Origin of the sequence: Bacillus sp. CH_70 (assembly GCF_038007045.1) — a bacterium.
GTDB classification, from domain to species: Bacteria; Bacillota; Bacilli; order Bacillales; family Bacillaceae_G; genus Bacillus_A; species Bacillus_A cereus.
The window spans coordinates 3,163,354-3,181,986 of sequence record NZ_JBBOWL010000001.1; the positions used below are offsets into that span (position 1 = coordinate 3,163,354).

Below are 18,633 nucleotides of genomic sequence, written 5' to 3' on the forward strand. Positions count from 1 at the left end.
TATGGCTTCATCATCTTTTTGGAATAAGAAAAAAGTATTTATTACGGGACATACTGGATTTAAAGGCTCATGGCTCACCCTTTTCTTAACTTCTTTAGGTGCAGAAGTAGTAGGCTTTTCTTCTCATCCCCCATCCATTCCTAACCTTTTTGAACAAGGTAACGTAGCAAAAGAGTGCACGACAATAAAAGGCGATATTACAGATTACCATTCTTTATTTCATGCCATGAAGCAGCATAAACCCGACATAATATTTCATTTAGCAGCTCAGCCAATCGTAACCGCTTCATACAAAAATCCTATCGATACATTCAAAACGAATGTTTTAGGTACTGTCCACGTGCTAGAAGCAGCAAAGTCCGTCGAAAGCGTACGTGCCATTATTAATGTGACAAGCGATAAATGTTATGAGAATGACGGTAGTGGCGACCGAGCGTTCGTGGAAAATGACCGACTAGGAGGTTTCGACCCTTATAGCGCTAGTAAAGCTTGTGCTGAATTAGTTACAACATCTTATCACAAATCTTTTTTTCACACGAATACTACTTCGCTTGCTTCTGTAAGAGCAGGTAACGTTATTGGTGGTGGTGATTGGGCAGAAGATCGATTATTCCCTGATATCATTCGGGCATATTTGCACAATCATACTTTGTGTATTCGAAACAAATATGCCATCCGTCCATGGCAACATGTTTTAGATCCTCTACACGGCTACATCCTTTTAGCTGAGAAACTTTGGAATGATGCTAAATATGCAGAAGCGTGGAATTTTGGTCCAATCAATGAACCTAGCAGAACCGTAAATGATGTCATTCAATCCGTAATGAAATTATGGAATAAACGACTCACAATCCATTCTCCCTCTACAAAAACTCCTTATGAATCACCAATTTTAACACTCAACAGTACAAAAGCAGTAAACAAACTCGACTGGACTCCTAAGTTATCAACAGATGATTCTATCGCTTGGACTGTTGATTGGTACAAAAAATATGCATCTGGTGAAAATATAGAATCTTTCACACGACAACAAATCGACACATTCAAAAATTTATAAGGGGGCTATAAAATGGAACAGAAAAAATGCCGTTTTTGCCACTCATTACTAACTAATACTTTTTTAGATTTAGGCGTTTCCCCTCTCGCTAATTCATTTGTAGCTCCTGAAAGCTCATATAAAATGGAACCTTTTTATCCCCTGCACACATTTGTTTGTAACTCTTGTTTACTCGTACAGCTAGATGAATTTGAATCTCCACAAAATATTTTTCATAACTATTTATACTTCAGCTCTTACTCCTCAAGTTGGCTACTACACGCTAAACAATATGTAGAAATAGCGATTAAGCGTTTCAACTTAACGAAACATTCAAAAGTGATTGAAATTGCAAGTAACGATGGGTACTTATTACAATACTTTCAAAAAGAAAATATCGATGCGTTGGGAATTGAACCAGCAAAAAACGTAGCAGACATCGCTATCAAAAAAGGAATTCCTACTCATGTGAATTTTTTCAGTAATGACTTAGCAAAAAAATTACCACAAGCTGATTTAATCGTCGCAAATAACGTATTAGCACACGTTCCAAACTTGCATGATTTTGTTGCCGGTTTAAAAACGTTATTAAAACAAGATGGCACGATAACAATTGAATTCCCACACTTATTAAACCTCATATCCTTTAAACAGTTCGATACTATCTACCATGAGCACTTTTCCTACTTCTCACTTATAAGCCTTCAAAAAGTTTTAAGTTATCATCATTTACAAATTGTTGATGTAGAAGAACTTTCAACGCATGGTGGTTCCTTACGGATTTTTGTAAACCATCTAAGTGCCCAATCAACTATCCATTCCAATGTTACAAAATTAATTCAAAAAGAAGTCGACCAAGGGTTAGATACTTTAGATTGCTATCTCCTTTTTTCTAAACGCATCGAACAATTGAAAATAAATATTTTAAAGTTCTTTATTGAAGCGAAAACTTTAAACAAACAAATTATCGGTTACGGTGCTCCAGCTAAAGGAAACACCCTTTTGAATTATTGCGGGATAGGTAAAGAGTTTCTAGCTTATACAGTAGATAAAAATCCTCACAAACAAAATCTCCTTTTACCAGGAACTCGTATTCCAATAAAATCTCCAGCAGAAATTAAACGTACAAAACCGGATTACATTTTCATACTTCCTTGGAATTTGAAAGACGAAATTATGAAAGAATGCTCTTTCATTCGTGAATGGGGCGGTAAATTTTTAGTGACGGTTCCAGAAGTTGAGGTGATCGAGCCATGAAGAAAGTTGTTGTAACAGGTGGTAGTGGCTGGATAGGTAAATATGTTGTACATTCACTTATACAAAAGGGATATGAAGTGCACGCCACGTATAATAAAAATAAACCCTCTCACCTCCCTTGCCATTGGCATAAAGTAAACTTGCTTCGCGATAACGAAGTAAAACAATTCATTTCCGACGTTCAGCCTAGCCATCTCATTCACCTTGCTTGGGAAGCAGTGCCACCAGCATGCTATGTATCTATTAATAATTACTATTGGCTAAAGTCTAGTATTTCATTGATTCAACACTTCACAATATGCGGTGGAAAGCGTGTTGTCGTTGCAGGTACTGGCGCAGAGTACGAATGGTTTAACGGCGTATTATTTGAAGATTCACCGCTCCTTTCCTATAAAACCCCGTATTCTTTATGTAAAAATGCACTGCACTCCTGGCTAGAAACGTATGCACAACAAACAGGCCTCAGCATGTGTTGGGGCCGCATTTTTCATATGTATGGACCTCACGAACAAGGTAATCGGCTCGTTTCTAACATTATCACTTCCTTATTAAAAAACGAGGAGGCACTATGTACACATGGAAAACAATCGAGAGATTTCCTCCATGTGAGTGACGTCGCTGAAGCTCTCGTAACAATATTAGAACACAGCGTTACAGGCACCATCAATATCGCTTCTGGTCAATCTGTACAAATTAAAAAGTTAGCTTCTATCATTGCTAAAAAGATAGGAAAAGAACATTTAATTAAACTAGGTGCAATCCCTTTCTCTAAAGATGAACCTTTATTTGTCGGGGTTAATGTAGAACGTTTAAAAACTGAAGTAAACTGGAAACCAACATACGATCTAAATACAGGAATTGAAGAAACAATTTTATGGTGGAAATCATTTATACAAAAACATAACGATATGCATCATTAAAACGTAAATCCTTCGTTCCTCTCGCTAATTCCTTATACCATTCTTCTAATCTTTCCGACGTAACAATATGTTGCGTCCCCATTCCCCCATGCTTACTAGCTTCAGAAAGAGTCGGACCAATTTGTAACTTTCTCTTTCTCATCGCATCGTTCCACGGACTAAACCCAAACCATAATATACAGGCAAGAGGTGGATAAATCATCGATTCATGCGCAGATAAATGTCTTCCAACCGTATAACTTCCATGCTCATGATTATGAATAAATCTACCTCTTCTCCATAACGGCCAATCTTCTGGTAAATAACCATGAAATCGCTGTTTCATTAAAGGTATTCCAAAGTTAAGGTCCGGATAGTTGTAGTTAGGATCATCAACCATAATAAGCCCGTCCAGCCAATACATCCTCCCCCCCAATTCATTTAGCGATTTCCAAAACTGATTTTTATCTTGCACGCAAAGAAACTCAGTCGTATTTAAAATCGTTTTCCATCCTTGTACTTCTTGTTCTATCCTCATCACTTCATGATCTGTCGCATATGCATCAAACTCTGGATTTACAGAATCTCGCACCTCCCAATGCGGTGCGAATTTTTTACAAATCTCAACGGAACGATCTGTTGAACCTTTATTAATTAAAATACCATGATCAAACAGTTTCGTGTGATGCATAAGCCACCATGGTAGCAAATACTCTTCGTTATAAAAATGAGAAATAACGGTTGTAGTTATTACAATCTCCTCCTCTTTCTCTATTAATCTACTTTTTACTCTACAACCAATATACTCACAAACAAAAAATATGTTTCCTAATTATTAAACAAATAGTATTACTAATATTTTTGTAAGTTTTCCTTTGGTGTCCAGCCCTTCTCATCATCTGTTCCTTCTCACCAAACCCATCCTTTCCAGTTATACTTCTCTTCGTGATAAAACATCCAGTTTTCCCAGTCTTCTGGACCAACGTAACTCTCTATCATTTTCACTACACCCCTCTCTTCTAAGCGAATTGGATTAGGATAATTGCTAACATGTGATTTTATAACGATATATTTCATAAGAACCTCCAATAAACTGAAAATTAAGTTATAATATCATTATAAAATTATGAAGGAGGAATGCACTCATGTACTACAACACTTCATTCGAAAACGATCAACCTGTAGGCCGTCTATAAACTAAGACGGGCATTCATTTAGCACATACACTATGCCTCGTCTTAGGGAACTCATATTACCCTAAAAATAGACGGAGGTATTTCAAATGAAACAAACAATTTTAGGAGCTATATACTTATCACTAGCAGCAAGTATATGGGGCGGTATGTATGTTGTTAGCAAATACGTACTCGATTTTATCCCACCACTAACACTCGTTTGGCTACGCTTTATTATCGCTTTTGTTGTTTTATATGGCATTTTGAAACTAGCTGAGAAAAAGCAAAAGAAAAAAGTAACCATTCGCAAAAAAGATTGGCTCCTATTCGCTTGGATTGGATTTATCGGCTATTTCATTTCGATCACATGCCAATTTATCGGAACAAAATTATCCGACGCTCATACAGGCTCGTTAGTTACATCAGCTACACCTGCATTTATGGTTATATTTGCAGCGCTCATTTTGAAAGAAAAACTAACTGCTCGTAGACTTTTATCTACTATAATAGCGACAATCGGTGTCATTATCGTAATCGGATGGGATATTGAAATTGGCTCCTATTTTATCGGAACAATCATTTTAGTTGGAGCCGCTATTACGTGGGCTTTACTATCTATTTATGTAAAAATCGCTTCAATCCAATTTTCATCCTTAGTTATTACAACGTACGCAATTTTCTTTTCACTCTTTTTTATTACACCTTTTATGATATGGGAGCTACAAGCGGCCTCTATCGGAACAGTAAATACGTACGTAATATTAGGCGTATTATACTTAGGAATCGTCTCAACAGCAGGTGCCTTTTTCCTTTGGAATAAAGGATTAGAATTACTGGATGCAAGCATAGGTTCCTTATTTTTCTTCTTCCAACCTATCGTTGGATCGTTACTTGGTTGGTTGCTCTTAAATGAAACATTAAATAGTAACTTTTTTATTGGTGGTATTCTTATTATATGTAGCGTTTTAATTACTACTTTTGAAAAGAAATAAAAAGCAGGCAGAGATTCTTAGTCTCTGCCTGTTCGCATTATTGGATCTTGGTCGTGAAAACCAATACAAATCGGTATATATCATAATACTTCGCTTCTATTTGCTCTACTGCTAACGAAAAGACATCCTCTTGCATCTCTTCTAAATACTGAAATATATCCACACTAAATACTCCTCACTCTTTACGCACTCCAATGCGATGGACGAGACAATAATTTCGGTAATTTCGTATGTTTGTCCCCTCTAGCAGCATTAACTTGAACTTGCGTCAGAAAAATACTATTAGTAAAATCAGCCCCGCGAATATCTGCATCTCGCAAATCTGCTCCAATGAGATCTGCTCCTCTTAAATCTGCACCATTTAAGTTAGCCGCAATTAAGTAAGCTCCTCTTAAATTTGCACCTTGTAAATTTTTCTTTTTCAGATTCGCTCCCATAAGGTCTGCTCCGCGGTGAATGATTCGTTTCTTACGCGCAGTATTCATTTCCTTCCATACTAATTCGCTCGTTTCTAAAAGAAGAATGTTCACCTCTGCCCTATGCATTGGAACATTTATTTTCATTAACTCATCTGGATTTAAATTCGAAAGTCGCTCTGTCTCCTCAATTGCGGTCTCCAGCTCTTTATGAATTGGCTGTGTTGCCTTTAAAAGAATCGCTTCATTCAAATACCAAAGCATTTCATGAAGTTGATGCATAACCGGAAAAGCATCGTACATTTTTCTTGCATGCTTGCATCTTTCCTCCAATCAATCCCTTTAAACGTACCCTGAGAAATCTTCTGCCCAGCACCGAAACATTCAAATACTGTACAACCTTTATAACCTTTTCCTCTAAGATTTTTATGTATACTACATTTAAAATCTGATTGTAAGTTGGAACATGGTTTACCACCATCTTTATTCACTGCAAAATCTACCGATGCTGCAAACGGTAATGCAACGCAACATAGACCGAAGCATGTTTCGCAGTTTGCTTTTAAATGATCGTTATGATTAGTCAAAATCTATACCCCCTGTTGTCTTTTGACTATTTCATAATATTCCAACTGTAATAAATAATCAATTTTAAAATAAACTAGCATCTTTCATTTCAATTCATAACTTTATCATTCGATTTCCTTTCAATTGAAAAGGACTATTTCTATTCAATGAATTATAATTAAATTATAAATTTTCAAACTAAAAGGAGACTTATTATGGCACTAGAAATGAAAACAAACTGTCAAATTTGCGATCAATCGCTCGAACAAGATTCTGAAGCATACATTTGTGTATATGAATGTACATTTTGCGCACCATGTACAGAAGAAAGACATAACGTTTGTCCAAACTGCGGCGGCGAATTAGTACGTAGACCGAAAAAGAAATAATAAAAAGCAAAGCGATATCGCTTTGCTTTTTATTATTTTCTAAGTTTATGAAATTATATCGAACACAACTTAAACATTTACAAACTTCACACAAACAGGCTCTGGCACAGCAACATCAGATTGTAAAAGTGTTAACTTACCTGTAGATTCATCTCTTGAAAATAACACAAGATTATGTGACTTTTCATTTGTAGCAACAAGGAACTTTTCAGTAGGATCTAATACAAAGTCTCTTGGCCAATTTCCTTCTGTAGATGTGTGTTCAACAAATGTAAGCTGACCTGAATTTTGATCTACGCTATAAACAGCGATACTATTATGACCACGATTACCTGCATATACAAAACGGCCGTCAGAAGAAATATGAATCGCACTTCCTTGATTATTTTCATCAAACTCTTCTGGAACAGTAGAAATATACTGTAATTCTGTAAAGGATCCTTCTGCAGGATTATATGTTAACACAATAACCTCTGAACTAAGCTCCGTCATCACATACGCATACTTTCCATTCGGATGAAAAGTAATATGTCTTGGACCACTTCCTGGATTTACAGATAAACGATTCACTTCTGTTAATGTACTATCTTTTACTTCATACGTAATTATTTTATCTATCCCTAAATCAACGCCCACTACATATTTTTCATCAGGAGTGTACCCCGCGTAATGTGCATGTGGTTTTTCTTGTCTTTCTTTATTCGGACCTGAACCTTCATGTGCCATAATAGATGAAGCAGGATTTACAGTTCCATTTTCTTCATTTATTTCAAAAGACTCAATCGTTCCTTTATGGTAATTCGCTGTAACTACTGTATGATTTCCACTATCAACACTAATATGACAAGGAGAAGCACCTTCTACTACTTGTCTATTTTTCGCTTTTAGTTCTCCAGTATGACTATCAATGGAATACGCAGCTACACCGCCAGATTCGCCTTCCTTAACAACAGAATAGAGATATTCATTCTTTCGGTTAATCGTTACATATGTAGGGTTATCAAGCTTAGCGGCAAGTGTTACATTACTAATTTTTTTTGCTTCTGTGTCTAAAGTAAACTTATATATTCCTTCGCTATTTTCTTTCGTGTAAGTTCCAACATATCCAATAAACTCTTTGTTATCCTTCATTTTCATAACCCTCTCTCCCTATATTTTTCGTTCATCATGCTTCTTAAAATATTTTATGTTGAAAGAGTATCCTAAAAAATCGGAGTACCTCTTTATACGTTACCATATTTTCTTGGTAAATAGCTTTTAAACCCACTTTTTTTGATACGCTGCTATACTTTCATATTCTTCTTCCAATTGACGGGACAGACGGATATAGATTGGCGTTAAATCTTTATATTTTTCCACACTTTCCATGTTTGGCTCATGATGGAAATCTGCACCTACCATTTCAGAAACTACAGATAATGTATCTATTTCACCTAAACTATATAAACCGAGGATGGCAGCTCCTAAGCAAGAGCTTTCGAAACTTTCCGGAACATATACGTCTTGATGGAAGATGTCCGCCATCATCTGTCTCCAAAGTTCCGACCTTGCAAAGCCGCCTGTCGCTTGAATTTTTTTCGGTTCGCCAATTAACTCTTTTAAAGCGAGAAGAACCGTATATAAATTATAAATTACTCCTTCTAAAACAGCACGGATAAGATGTTCTTTCTTATGATGCAATCCGAGTCCAAAGAAAGATCCTCGTGCATTTGCATTCCATAAAGGAGCTCTTTCCCCTGCTAAATACGGGTGAAACAATAAACCGTCAGATCCAGGATTCACTTTTGCTGCTATTTCAGTAAGTACTTCATATGGATCTTTCCCTAAACGCTTTGCAAGCTCAATCTCTGAAGTACCTAATTGGTCACGAGCCCATCTGAAAATCATACCGCCATTATTAACTGGTCCACCGATTACCCAATGGTCTTCAGTTAACGCATAACAAAAAATTCTACCTTTTGGATCTGTTACAGGACGATTTGTTACAGCACGTATCGCACCGCTTGTACCAATTGTAACAGCCACAACGCCAGGATCTATTGCATTTACACCTAAATTAGATAGTACTCCATCACTCGCTCCTACTACAAAAGGCGTAGAAACAAGTACATTCATCTCTTTGGCAAGCTCTTCATCTAATCCTGTTAAACTGTGCGTTGTTGGAACAAGTTTAGAAAGCTTTTCATCTGTAATTCCCGCAACATGTAAAGCCTCTTCATCCCATTTTAAAGATTTCAAATTAAACATCCCTGTTGCTGACGCTATAGAATAATCAATTACATACTCTTTATATAAATTGTAAAAAACATATTCTTTAATAGAAATGAATTTATAACTTTTTGCGAATAACTCTGCCTGCTCATTCTGTAGCCAAACTAATTTCGAAAGTGGTGACATCGGATGAATTGGTGTCCCAGTACGAAGGTAAATTTCATGACCATTCATATCATTCTTTATTTTCTCCGCCCAGCTTGCACTTCTATTATCTGCCCAAGTGATACATCTCGTTAACGGCTCTCCCTTTTCATCTACGGCAATGATACTATGCATTGCCGAACTAAAAGAGACACAAAGAATATCACTTGGCTGTACACTACTTGATCGTACAGTTTCTTTAATCGTATTTATTACTGCACGAAAAATTTCTTCTGGGTCTTGTTCCGCTGTTTCAGGCGTAGGAGAATATAAAGGATATTCAATTCCATGACTAGCAATAACAGATCCATCAGTAGAAAATAGAACTGATTTTGTACTAGTTGTTCCAATGTCTACACCAATCATATATTTTGAGCTCACCATTTCTTCCTCCTAACAAAAAATTGTTACAGTATCCCACCATAAAAATACATTCCTTTTATCTATTGATAACGTTGTATGCCACAATTATCTAAATAGAAACATCTTTATCTTAAACAAACATATCGAGTAGTAAAACTCCTCCAAAAGCGATAAATGAAAGTAACGTTTCTAATACTGTCCATGTTTTAAATGTTTCTTTCACTGTTAACCCTAGGTATTCTTTTACCATCCAAAAACCAGCATCGTTTACGTGTGAAAACATTAATGCTCCTGCACCTGTTGCAATAACGAGTAACTCTAAGTTCACACCTGTTGTATTTTCAACGATTGGCGAAACGATACCCGCTGCTGTTGTTAAAGCGACTGTCGCTGACCCTGTAGCAATTCGAATTAATCCTGCTACTATAAATGCTAATACAATTGGGGATAGAGCTAAATGCTCAGACATTTGAGCAATAGCATTGCCTACACCACTATCGATAAGAATTTGCTTAAATCCCCCGCCGGCACCAATAATCGCAACAATTGAACCGATTGGTAATAAGCTATCTTCTGTTATCTTCTTAATAGCTTTTTTATCGATACCTTGACGAAATCCAAGAAAATAGAACGCCGCAAAACATGCAATCAATAGTGCAATGATAGGACTACCGATTAATGTGACAATCTTCATCAAAGTATTAGAAAGAGGCACATAAGGAGCTGCTGCAGCTAAAACCATTAACATAACAGGTAACAAAATAACTAAAAATGAAACTCCTATTCCTGGTAATTTCGTTGATTTTGTATTTACACGAATCAATTCTGGCTCATTTTCAGGAATTACACGTTTGTGAATCCATTTCGCAAATATAGGACCTGCAATAATCGCTGCAAAAAATGTAATAATGAGTGAATACAATAGTACCTTCCCAAGATTCGCTTTATAAATACCAATTGCTACAATTGCCCCTGGATGCGGAGGAACAAGGCCGTGTACGACAGATAGCCCAGCAATTGCTGGTAATGCTATCAATAAAATATTTTGTTTCGTTGTTTTATGAATTGAAATTACTAACGGCAGTAATATTAAAATGCCTACTTCAAAAAACACCGGAATTCCAATAATAAAACCTGCAATTAACATAGCCCATGGTAAGTTTTTTATCCCAAAGGATTTAATAAAGAACTCTGCCACTTGCATTCCAGCACCTGACTCTGCCATCATTTTCCCTAAAATTGTACCTAATACTAAAATACCTACTAAATGCCCGAGAACACTTCCGACTCCCGTTTCATAAGCACTCACTATTTTATCCATTGGCATTCCAGACATAATTGCTAAAAACAAACTTGCAACCGTTAAACTAATAAACGCATGCCATCTCCACCACGATACCCCTAAAATAACAATTACAATTGATAATAATGTAATAATTAAAAGGTACATATTCATACTCAATCCCCCTTTATGTAAACCCTTTCATAATTACTATATAATTAAAAGAACCTATATAGTTCTTACTTGAGTAAAAGATACCTTTACATATTGCTATACGTTTAAAAGCATCTTCACATCATAATGATTTATATAAAAAGAATCTCCCTTATTAGAGATACACTATAACTCATCTCTCTAATAAGGGGATTTCTCTTTCATAATTATAATGTTATTGTGATAAACGCTTCGCGCGATCAATTTTTCCTTTTTTAAAAGTGAATGACACTTTCATCTCTGCTTTTTTCACGTAGTAAGACTACAAACTCGGGATCCAGTTTAAACGATGAAGTTACTTAGGATTTGTCCTCTCATGAAAAGCAATTTTCGGAAAGCACCTTCACTTTCATGTATTATAATTTAGGAGCTTTCGCCCAATCCGCAGCAAATTTCTCAATACCTTGGTCTGTTAATGGGTGCATAGCAAGTTGCTCGATTACTTTATAAGGGATTGTTGCAATGTGAGCACCTGCCATCGCTACACGAGTTACATGATCTGGATGTCTGACAGAAGCCGCAATAATTTGTGTATCTAATTGATGAACATCGAATAATTCAGCAATTTTAGCAACTAATAGTACACCATCTTCAGAAATATCATCTAAGCGTCCTAAAAATGGAGAAACATACGTTGCACCTGCTCGAGCAGCTAAAAGTGCTTGGTTCACAGTGAAAATAAGTGTAACGTTCGTTTTCACACCTTTTTCAGTAAGATAGCGACAAGCTTCTAATCCTGCTAGCGTCATTGGAAGTTTTATCGTGACGTTTTTATCGCCACCGTTAATTTTAATTAATTCTTCTGCTTGAGCAATCATTTCTTCAGCTGTAACAGCATCTGGCGTTACTTCTGCCGAAACAGACTCAACTTTAGGTACTGCCTGACAAATTTCTGCGATACGGTCTTCAAACTTAACGCCCTCTTTTGCTACTAAAGAAGGATTCGTTGTAACACCAGCTAAAACTCCAAGTTTATATGCTTTTTTTATGTCCTCAAGATTTGCAGTATCAATAAAAAATTTCATGATCAATTCCCTCCAGTTTTTAAACGTTGATGATTTACATGTTTAATATGCTTATCCCGTAAAAGCCCGATTGGTATGGAATAAAGCCCCTACTTATTAAAGTTTCACTTTATTTCTTTTCTACTGCATGTCCGCCAAATTCATTGCGCAGAGCTGCTACAACTTTTCCTGTAAATGTATCATTGTCTAATGAGCGGTAGCGCATTAATAGAGACATTGCGATAACAGGAGTTGCTGTTTGAAGGTCTAATGCTGTTTCTACTGTCCATTTTCCTTCACCAGAAGAATGCATAACACCCTTAATTTCATCCAGTTTTGCATCTTTAGAAAATGCATTTTCTGTTAATTCCATTAACCAAGAACGAATGACTGAACCGTTGTTCCATACTCTTGATACTTTTTCATAATCGTAGTCAAATTCACTTTTCTCTAGAATCTCAAATCCTTCACCAATAGCAGCCATCATACCGTATTCAATTCCGTTGTGAACCATTTTTAAGAAGTGACCACTACCAGCTTTTCCTGCATATAAGAATCCATTTTCTACAGCAGTATCGCGGAAGATAGGTTCAACGATGTCCCAAGCTTCTTGATCTCCTCCGATCATGTAACAAGCACCATTACGAGCGCCTTCCATTCCGCCAGAAGTCCCTGCATCCATAAAGTGAATGCCATCTTTCTTTAATTGCTCATATCGGCGGATAGACTCTTTATAATGTGAATTACCAGCTTCAATTAAAATATCTCCTTTTGATAAAAGTGGTGTAACCTCATCAATAACAGAATCAACAACAGCGTGTGGTACCATTACCCAAAGAATTCTTGGTGATTGTAATGACTGAACAAGTTCATTTAAGCTAGATACACCTGTAGCCCCGTATTCTTTCATTTCTTCTACTGCACTTGAATTTAAATCAAATGCTGCTACTTCATGTTTATGATCCATTAAATTTTTCCCTAAGTTTAATCCCATTTTACCTAAACCAATTAATCCTACTTGCATAATATAATTCCTCCTCAGATCATCTTTTATTAAAAATTCATATCACTACAATCTGGAATACCTTTCAGCACTAATAAGTTGGTATGTACAGAAAGGTATTCACAGTCATAGCTTAAGAATTCAATACATTTTTTGTAATTTGAACAACATTTTCTGTCGTAAATCCAAATAGATTCATGACTTCAGCTCCAGTTCCTGAAGCTCCAAATGTTTCAATCGATAATATTTTTCCTTCTTGTCCTACATAACGTTCCCAACCTAGAGATACACCCATTTCAAGAGATACTCGTTTCGTTATAGAAGACGGAAGAACGGATTCTTTATATTCGTTCGATTGGCGATCGAATAGCTCCCAGCTTGGCATTGCAACGATGCGAACAGAAACTTGTTCTTCTTCTAATTTTGCTTTCGCACTAGCAGCTAAGGATACTTCAGAACCTGTCGCAATTAAAATTACATCCGGATTTTCATTTGTTTGTGTTAATACGTAAGCTCCTTTAGAGAGATTCTCTATGTTCGCTTTCGTTTCATTAAACACCGGTAAATTTTGACGGCTCAGTACTAAAACGACTGGACCATCCGTTTGCTGTAAAGCATACGCCCAAGCACTCGCTGTTTCATTTGCATCTGATGGGCGGATAACTGTTAAACCAGGAATTGCCCGAAGAGCTGCCAATTGTTCAATTGGTTCATGCGTTGGACCATCTTCTCCTACAGCGATCGAATCATGTGTAAATACGTAAGTAACAGGTAACTTTTGCAATGCAGCAAGTCGAATTGATGGACGAAGATAATCATTAAATACAAAGAATGTACTTACGAACGGTTTTACTCCTCCATGAAGAGCCAGTCCATTCGCTGCCGCGCCCATTGCATGTTCACGTACACCAAAGTATATATTTCGGCCAGCATACGATTCTATCGCATACACTGCTTCACCTTTTATATCTGTCATCGTAGAATGCGAAAGATCTGCACTTCCACCGAAAATAGAAGGAATCGATTTCACATAATGATTAATAGCTTCCCCACTTGCAACACGAGTAGAAATCGTTTTTTCAATATCAAAGGATAGAATGTCTTTCGCTTCAATTAAAACATCACCTGTAATCGCTTTTTCTAATTCATCTGCTAGTGCAGGGTTCGACTCTCTGTATAAGTTGAACTGCTCATTCCATTCGTTCTCTTTTTCAGTACCTCTTTGTTTCAGTTCATTAAAATGAGCTTTTACTTCTTCAGGTACAAAGAAATCTTCCTCATAATCCCAACCATACACTTGTTTTGTCGCTGTTGCCTCTTCTACTCCAAGCGGATTACCATGTGCTTTGTTCGTTCCAGCAACTTTTGGACTTCCATAACCTATAATAGTTCTAATTTCTATAAGAGTAGGTTGATCCGTATTTTCTTTCGCTGATTGAATAGCTTTTGTAATAGCATCGACATCGTTTCCATCTTCAACTCTTACATATTGCCAATGTACAGATTCTGCCCTTTTCTGAATATCTTCAGAGAAAGCAATGCCTAATTCACCATCAAGTGAAATTTCATTTGAATCATACAGTACAATTAACTTGCCAAGTTTCATATGTCCTGCCATTGACATCGCTTCATAAGCGACACCCTCCATTAAGTCACCATCTCCGACTAAAGCGTACGTATTGTGATCTATAATAGAGTGACCATCCTTATTGAACTTCGCTGCTAAATGCGCTTCTGCCATTGCCATTCCGACAGCATTGGCAATCCCTTGTCCTAACGGGCCTGTCGTCGCTTCGACTCCAGAAGTATGACCAAACTCAGGATGTCCTGGTGTTTTACTATTTAACTTTCTGAAATTTTTCAAGTCATCAATTGAAACATCATATCCAGCTAAATGAAGCAGGCTATATAACAGACTAGATCCATGTCCCGCCGATAAAACGAAACGATCACGGTTAAACCATTCTGGGTGATTAGGATTGTAATTTAAATGATTCGCCCATAATGCATAAGCCATTGGTGCTGCTCCCATCGGAAGACCTGGATGACCTGAGTTTGCCGCATTAATAGCATCAATTGATAACGTACGAAGTGTATTCACTGCTAATTGATTTATGTTTTGTGTCATAGTAATCGTCCCCCTAAATGCTTTCATGAAAGAAAGTACTTATTTTTCCGTCTCTTGATCTAACCACCATTTAAATCCACTTTCTTGCAACAGTTCATTAGACGCTTCTGGACCATATGAACCAGACTCATATTCATGAAGCGGTAATAAGTTTTCCTCGAACGCTTCAAGAATTGGTTGTACCCATTCCCATGACAATTCAACTTCTCTCCAATGTGCAAAGAATGTAGCGTCTCCACTCACAGCATCATGAATGAGTCTTTCATACGCTTCAGGTACTCCCACATCCGCTTGCTCACAAGTAAAGTTAATACGCATCGGTTCAATTTCTCCATTTTTCAATGGATTTTTACTATTTAACTGTAATGAAACGTTCTCACCTGGGCTAATTTCAATTATTAATAAGTTAGGTTCTGCATTTGGATTATTATCTTGATATTGCTGTTTTAACGTATTTTTAAATTCGATTACAATACGAGTAGACTTTTCTTTCATTCGTTTTCCTGTTCGTATATAAAATGGAACGCCAGTCCAAAACGGATTATCGATCCACAAGCGAGCAGCAATAAATGTGTCTATGTTAGAAGAAGGATTTACTCCTGGTTCCTCTTTATATGCTACAACTTGCCCGCCTTTTATCTCTCCTGAAGAGTATTGACCGCGAACGATATGGTTTTGAACGTCTTCTTTTTTCACTTTACGAAGCGTCTCCATTACTTTTCGTTTTTCCTCTCGAATTTCACACGCATTAACCTTTTCCGGCAGATTCATAGCAGTCATCATTAATATTTGTAACATATGATTTTGAACCATATCTCGAATGGCTCCTGCGTGATCATAATATCCAGCTCTTTCTTCAACCCCAACCGTTTCACTAGCTGTAATTTGTACATTCGCTATATGTTCTTTATTCCAAATCGACTGGAGAACAGGATTTGCAAATTCTAGCGCTTCAAGGTTTTGAATCATCGGTTTACCTAAATAATGATCGATACGGTATATCTCGTCTTCTTCAAACGTGCGACTAAGCTTATCATTCAGCTCACGAGCAGATGTAAGGTCGTGCCCAAACGGTTTCTCAATCATCAGGCGTTTCCATCCATCCGTTTTATCAAGTCCGCTTTCCTTAATATTTAAAGCAATCGTCTCGAAAAATTCAGGAGCAACTGAAAGATAGAACATTCTATTACCTTTTATATGTAGTTCTTCTTCCCTTTCACGAACGACTTGTAATAATCTCTCATAGTCTTCCGGCTTACTCACATCTAATGGACAATAGCGAAAATTATCTAAAAAACCTTCCAGTTCCGGAGTACCTTCTTCCCTCTGACGAGAAAACGTCTCTATTGATTCTTTTATTCTTTCTTGAAAATCTTCATGAGATACTTGACGTCTTCCAAGCCCGATAACAGATATCTGCTTTGGAAGCTTTTGATCTCTATATAAGTTATATAGCGCGGGGTAAATTTTGCGTTTCGCTAAGTCCCCTGTCGCTCCAAATAAAACAAAGGTCATTGATTCCAAGTTCAGTCCCCCTCTTGTTGTATAATCCTCGTCAATATACTAAAAATGAATTGTACAGAAGATCATACTCTTATACTTCCTGTTTTTATAAAAAACAAAGAGTTATCTAATTCCAATTCTTTTTATACCTTTCGCTCTCTCATTGTCCCCAATATTAATAGTGGCAATTCAAAGCATTTCTACTGCAACTTACTTATTTATAGAACTTAACGAAATATTTTATATCTAATTACTTTTAGTAATTAAGTAATCCTATGTCTAGTATATTAACCACATAAATTATTATCGTCAATAAAAATGTCTTGAATTAAATACTATTTATTTTGTAATACTTTTCTAAGTGTATTCCTAGTTACCATTCATTTTCAAAGATAATGATTGATATAATAAATATCAGTTTCATCAAAATCTTCAATTAATTTTCGGTTAAACTCGCGAGCAGACGTTACATTATAATCAAAAGGCTTCTCTATAATAAGACGGTTTAATCCTTTTGTAGTCCACAATCCACTCTCTTTAATATTTAAAGCAATCACATCAAATACTTCTGGTACAACAGATAGATAAAACATACGGTTTTCAGAAATATTTAATTCTGTTTCACGCTTTTTTACAAGGCTCAGTAAATCTTGATAGCCCACTATATTCGCTGTATCTAATTGACAATAACGAAATGTGCTAATAAATTCTTCTACTCCTGATTCGTCATCAGAAGATATTCTAGAAAATGTAGCAAGGGATTGTTCTACCTTTGTTTGAAATTCCACATCTGACATTGCCCTTCTGCCAATACCGATAATCGAAATAGATTGTGGTATATTTTGATTACTAAATAGTTTATATAAAGCAGGGTAAATTTTGCGTTTCGCTAAATCCCCTGTCGCTCCGAATAAAAGAAATGTCATTGAATCCATTTGTTCTCTCCCTTTTAAAACAATTGCTAGAATAGAATATATAAGCTCATTCGCTACTTAGCAAAATATTGTCTCTAAAACCTCATACTTTACTAATGTTTCTTCAATACAATTTTGCCAAGAGCACGTTCTGACTCACTTATGTGGTGTGCTTTTTTTACGCCTTCTACATGTAAAGGCAACACATGTGTTACAACAGGTTTAATCTTCCCGCCCTCAATTAATTCTGTAATAAGAGAAAGTTCATATCCATTAGGTTCAGTAAATATATGGTCACTCTGAATATTTTTCTCTCTTGCTATTTCAGTTTGCGGAATTTCCATACCTTTCGGACCATAGATAGACGCTAACTTTCCATTTGGTGCAAGTACTTTATAACTATCCTTTAGTACATCCTCGCCTAACACATCAAATACAATATTGTAATTATGCAAAAGCAAAGAAAAATCTTCTGTTTTGTAATCAATGACAGTATCAGCGCCTAAATCCTTTACAAACTGTATGTTTTTCGTACTAGTCGTAGTTGCAACATGTGCACCGAAGCTTTTTGCTAGCTGAATAGCAAACGTACCAATCCCGCCAGATCCAGCATGAATTAAAACCTTATTACCCTTTTGAACATTAGCGAATTTCACTAAACTTTGCCAACTTGTCAAACCTACTAGAGGGATTGATGCTGCTTCCTCAAAAGATAGATTTCTCGGTTTTTTCGCTACATACTTCTCATCTACAGCCACGTACTCTGCATACGTACCATTTCGTTCAATATCTGGACGACTATATACTTCATCCCCCACTTTAAATGCTGTTACGTTTTTTCCTATAGCAGCAACTACACCTGCAACATCCCATCCTAAAACGAGCGGGAAGTCATAAGAAATTACGTCTTGAAGTAAACCCTCACGTATTTTCCAATCCACAGGATTTACACCAGCTGCATATACTTCAATCAGTATATCGTTGTCTCCCAATAGCGGTTTCTGCATTTCAATCTCTTGTAGTACACTTTTATCTCCATATTGCATAAGTCCTATTGCTTTCATTCTTTACACTCCT

The 18,633-nt window shown here is 36.5% G+C and carries 17 protein-coding genes and 1 pseudogene; 5 read left to right on the top strand and 13 right to left on the bottom strand.

Annotated features, from left to right (window positions below; translation table 11 throughout):
- Position 1: 1 nt before the first annotated feature.
- Genes rfbG through N2V79_RS16060 form a run of 3 tightly spaced genes read left to right on the top strand, consistent with a single transcriptional unit; the run spans position 2 to position 3,213 of the window.
- The gene (rfbG, locus tag N2V79_RS16050; protein ID WP_340720069.1) at positions 2–1,057 is read left to right on the top strand and encodes a CDP-glucose 4,6-dehydratase; all 1,056 of its coding nucleotides are present in this window, start codon (positions 2–4) and stop codon (positions 1,055–1,057) included.
- Between the two features lie 12 nt (positions 1,058–1,069).
- Positions 1,070–2,293: a class I SAM-dependent methyltransferase gene (locus N2V79_RS16055; RefSeq protein WP_340720070.1), complete on the top strand. Its 1,224-nt coding sequence runs from the start codon at positions 1,070–1,072 to the stop codon at positions 2,291–2,293.
- Positions 2,290–3,213, top strand: coding sequence for an NAD-dependent epimerase/dehydratase family protein (locus tag N2V79_RS16060; RefSeq protein WP_023522547.1), 924 nt, complete (start codon positions 2,290–2,292; stop codon positions 3,211–3,213). The genes N2V79_RS16055 and N2V79_RS16060 overlap by 4 nt, the downstream gene beginning before the upstream one ends.
- Here the strand turns inward: N2V79_RS16060 and N2V79_RS16065 are convergent.
- A complete protein-coding gene (locus N2V79_RS16065) occupies positions 3,182–3,994 on the bottom strand; it encodes a glycosyltransferase family 2 protein (RefSeq protein WP_071731198.1) in 813 nt (270 codons plus the stop codon). The genes N2V79_RS16060 and N2V79_RS16065 overlap by 32 nt on opposite strands.
- A gap of 107 nt (positions 3,995–4,101) precedes the next feature.
- Positions 4,102–4,269 carry an SH3 domain-containing protein gene (locus tag N2V79_RS16070; RefSeq protein WP_000875292.1) on the bottom strand — a complete coding sequence of 56 codons (168 nt, stop codon included), beginning with the start codon at positions 4,267–4,269 and terminating at the stop codon, positions 4,102–4,104.
- Between the two features lie 205 nt (positions 4,270–4,474).
- Between N2V79_RS16070 and N2V79_RS16075 the strand changes: the two genes are divergently transcribed.
- Positions 4,475–5,359, top strand: coding sequence for a DMT family transporter (locus N2V79_RS16075; RefSeq protein ID WP_000814762.1), 885 nt, complete (start codon positions 4,475–4,477; stop codon positions 5,357–5,359).
- A 37-nt stretch (positions 5,360–5,396) separates the two neighbouring features.
- On the opposite strand, the gene N2V79_RS16080 is transcribed toward N2V79_RS16075, so the two are convergent.
- Together N2V79_RS16080 and N2V79_RS16085 are read right to left on the bottom strand one after the other, a co-directional pair.
- Positions 5,397–5,522 carry a hypothetical protein gene (locus tag N2V79_RS16080; protein WP_254909184.1) on the bottom strand — a complete coding sequence of 42 codons (126 nt, stop codon included), beginning with the start codon at positions 5,520–5,522 and terminating at the stop codon, positions 5,397–5,399.
- 19 nt (positions 5,523–5,541) lie between these two features.
- Positions 5,542–6,362 (bottom strand): annotated as a pseudogene (locus tag N2V79_RS16085) (pentapeptide repeat-containing protein).
- A 195-nt stretch (positions 6,363–6,557) separates the two neighbouring features.
- Between N2V79_RS16085 and N2V79_RS16090 the strand changes: the two are divergent.
- Positions 6,558–6,731: a DUF1272 domain-containing protein gene (locus N2V79_RS16090; RefSeq protein ID WP_001162788.1), complete on the top strand. Its 174-nt coding sequence runs from the start codon at positions 6,558–6,560 to the stop codon at positions 6,729–6,731.
- A gap of 69 nt (positions 6,732–6,800) precedes the next feature.
- On the opposite strand, the gene N2V79_RS16095 is transcribed toward N2V79_RS16090, so the two are convergent.
- From N2V79_RS16095 to N2V79_RS16135, 9 genes are all read right to left on the bottom strand, one after another.
- The gene (locus N2V79_RS16095; RefSeq protein ID WP_000782228.1) at positions 6,801–7,868 is read right to left on the bottom strand and encodes a lactonase family protein; all 1,068 of its coding nucleotides are present in this window, start codon (positions 7,866–7,868) and stop codon (positions 6,801–6,803) included.
- Between the two features lie 120 nt (positions 7,869–7,988).
- Positions 7,989–9,530: a gluconokinase gene (gene gntK, locus N2V79_RS16100; RefSeq protein WP_340720071.1), complete on the bottom strand. Its 1,542-nt coding sequence runs from the start codon at positions 9,528–9,530 to the stop codon at positions 7,989–7,991.
- Positions 9,531–9,639: 109 nt separating this feature from the next.
- The gene (gntP, locus tag N2V79_RS16105; RefSeq protein WP_340720072.1) at positions 9,640–10,965 is read right to left on the bottom strand and encodes a gluconate permease GntP; all 1,326 of its coding nucleotides are present in this window, start codon (positions 10,963–10,965) and stop codon (positions 9,640–9,642) included.
- A gap of 395 nt (positions 10,966–11,360) precedes the next feature.
- Entirely contained in the window at positions 11,361–12,029 is a 669-nt protein-coding gene (fsa, locus tag N2V79_RS16110; protein WP_000667692.1) for a fructose-6-phosphate aldolase, read from the bottom strand.
- A 109-nt stretch (positions 12,030–12,138) separates the two neighbouring features.
- Complete coding sequence (gnd, locus tag N2V79_RS16115) at positions 12,139–13,032, bottom strand: phosphogluconate dehydrogenase (NAD(+)-dependent, decarboxylating) (protein WP_001195916.1); 894 nt, start codon at positions 13,030–13,032, stop codon at positions 12,139–12,141.
- A gap of 112 nt (positions 13,033–13,144) precedes the next feature.
- Positions 13,145–15,139 (bottom strand): transketolase, encoded by a 1,995-nt coding sequence (gene tkt, locus N2V79_RS16120; protein WP_000193054.1) that lies wholly within the window; start codon positions 15,137–15,139, stop codon positions 13,145–13,147.
- 39 nt (positions 15,140–15,178) lie between these two features.
- Complete coding sequence (gene zwf, locus N2V79_RS16125; RefSeq protein ID WP_000445356.1) at positions 15,179–16,663, bottom strand: glucose-6-phosphate dehydrogenase; 1,485 nt, start codon at positions 16,661–16,663, stop codon at positions 15,179–15,181.
- A 365-nt stretch (positions 16,664–17,028) separates the two neighbouring features.
- Complete coding sequence (locus N2V79_RS16130) at positions 17,029–17,577, bottom strand: glucose-6-phosphate 1-dehydrogenase (RefSeq protein ID WP_000377932.1); 549 nt, start codon at positions 17,575–17,577, stop codon at positions 17,029–17,031.
- A gap of 92 nt (positions 17,578–17,669) precedes the next feature.
- Positions 17,670–18,620, bottom strand: coding sequence for an NADP-dependent oxidoreductase (locus N2V79_RS16135; RefSeq protein ID WP_016080868.1), 951 nt, complete (start codon positions 18,618–18,620; stop codon positions 17,670–17,672).
- Between the last annotated feature and the right edge of the window lie 13 nt (positions 18,621–18,633).